General features: G+C 65.5%; 2 protein-coding genes. Both read left to right on the top strand.

Features of this window, described 5'->3' with window-relative positions; translation table 11 throughout:
- On the top strand, positions 1-1,326 hold a 1,326-nt coding region (locus PVW46_RS13495), incomplete at its 5' end, for a pyruvate dehydrogenase complex E1 component subunit beta (protein WP_274576182.1).
- Entirely contained in the window at positions 1,323-1,580 is a 258-nt protein-coding gene (locus PVW46_RS13490; protein WP_069208848.1) for a hypothetical protein, read from the top strand. The genes PVW46_RS13495 and PVW46_RS13490, both read left to right, overlap by 4 nt.
- The last annotated feature ends 128 nt before the right edge of the window (positions 1,581-1,708 follow it).

Raw genomic sequence — 1,708 nt, 5'->3', positions numbered from 1 at the left:
GGCACGCTGGCCAAATGGCTGGTCAAGGAGGGCGACACCGTATCCGCCGGTGACGTGATCGCCGAGATCGAGACCGACAAGGCCACGATGGAATTCGAGGCCGTGGACGAGGGCGTGATGGGCAAGATCCTTGTCTCCGAGGGCACGCAGAACGTCGCTGTCAACACGCCCATCGCGGTGCTGGTCGAAGAGGGCGAAGAGGTCCCGGATCAGGTCGGGAACACGGGCGCAGCGGTTCAACCCGCCAAGCCTGCGGCCCAACCCGCCGCAGCAGCTGCACAGCCTGCCGCCCCGGCCAGGGTCGAAGCCGCCCGCCCCGAGCCGGATTGGCCCGAAGGCACCAAGACAAAGAAGCAGACGGTCCGCGAAGCCCTGCGCGACGCGATGGCCGAGGAAATGCGCGCCGATGGCGATGTCTTCCTGATGGGTGAGGAGGTTGCCGAATACCAGGGCGCCTACAAGATAAGCCAGGGCCTGCTGGACGAGTTCGGCTCCAAACGGGTGATCGACACGCCGATTACCGAACACGGTTTTACCGGCATCGGTGTCGGTGCCGCCTTTGGCGGGTTGCGCCCCATCGTCGAGTTCATGACCTTCAACTTCGCCATGCAGGCGATGGACCAGATCATCAACTCGGCGGCCAAGACACTGTACATGTCCGGCGGGCAGATGGGCTGTCCCATCGTCTTCCGTGGCCCCAGCGGCGCCGCCGCCCGTGTCGGCGCCCAGCACAGCCAGGATTACGCCGCCTGGTATGCCCATATTCCCGGCCTCAAGGTGGCGATGCCCTACAGCGCCTCGGACGCCAAGGGCCTCTTGAAAAGCGCCATCCGCGACCCGAACCCGGTGATCTTCCTCGAGAACGAGATCCTCTACGGGCGCAGTTTCGACGTGCCGGTGCTCGACGATTTCACCGTTCCGCTGGGCAAGGCCCGGATCTGGCGCGAAGGTTCGGACGTGACAATCGTCAGCTTCGGCATCGGCATGACCTACGCGCTGGAAGCGGCCGAGAAACTCGCCGAAGAGGGCATCGAGGCCGAGGTCATCGACCTGCGCTGTCTTCGCCCCATCGACACGGCCGCGGTCATCGCAAGCGTGCAGAAAACCAACCGCTGCGTGACCGTCGAGGAAGGCTGGCCCGTGGCCTCGATCGGCAATTACATCTCGGCGACGCTGATGCAGCAGGCCTTCGACTGGCTAGACGCGCCGGTCATCAACGTCACCGGCAAGGACGTGCCCATGCCCTATGCCGCCAACCTCGAACGCCACGCGCTTGTCACCACGCCCGAGGTGATCGAGGCGGCGAAACAGGTCTGCTACCGGTGAGCACGCGGGTTCAGGTTCGGGGCCGCGACGTCGCGCGTGAGGCCTATCGCATCGAAACCGATGCCGGCGCCGCCTTTGTGCCCGAATGCCTGATGGCCGGCGGGCTGCGCCCCGGCGGACGGCCCTCGCACCAGGACGCCTACGAATGGATCGCCGCCCATCGCGCGGCGCTGGCCCGCGCTGTCGAACGGTTGGCACGCGGCGATGCGCGGCGACCGCCCTATGATATCCTGACGCTGATCGAGGTTCGCTGAAATGCGGCTTCTTCTTGGCAAAAATACCCACGTCCAGCGGCTGTCACAGCGCTGAGAGGAGGATCAAAGATGCCCACGGAAATCCTCATGCCCGCCCTGTCCCCCACGATGGAGGAAGGCACGCTGGC

This window comes from Mameliella sp. AT18 (assembly GCF_028807275.1).
In the GTDB taxonomy this organism is placed as follows: domain Bacteria; phylum Pseudomonadota; class Alphaproteobacteria; order Rhodobacterales; family Rhodobacteraceae; genus Antarctobacter; species Antarctobacter albus.
The sequence above is the reverse complement of the archived record's forward strand: the minus strand, read 5'-3'. Positions and strand labels throughout refer to the sequence as shown.